Source organism: Arthrobacter sp. SIMBA_036 (assembly GCF_046535135.1).
Classification (GTDB): Bacteria; Actinomycetota; Actinomycetes; order Actinomycetales; family Micrococcaceae; genus Arthrobacter.
Map to the genome: position 1 here is coordinate 1 of NZ_JAWRXG010000467.1, position 235 is coordinate 235.

Below are 235 nucleotides of genomic sequence, written 5' to 3' on the forward strand. Positions count from 1 at the left end.
GTACCGCCATGGTACTAGACAAACTTTCTAAAGGTCTCTTCGAACGCTGGCTGGAGATTGAGGCGGCCGCCGGCAAGCCGCTCAAGCAAACACTCGAAGAGATTAATGCCGCATGCGGCACGGCATACCGTCATAACTGGCCGGCCAAGATGGCAGAAGCCGGGTATTCGCTCGAGCGCATCCCTGTGGCCGTGCGCCGCCATATGATGCGGACCGTGTTGCCGGCGGAATTGAG

1 protein-coding gene is annotated in these 235 nt (G+C 59.1%); it reads left to right on the forward strand.

Annotated elements, in window-relative coordinates; translation table 11 throughout:
• Positions 1–235 (forward strand): hypothetical protein (locus SB659_RS20550; RefSeq protein ID WP_410551778.1); only part of this gene is annotated, 235 nt, incomplete at both ends.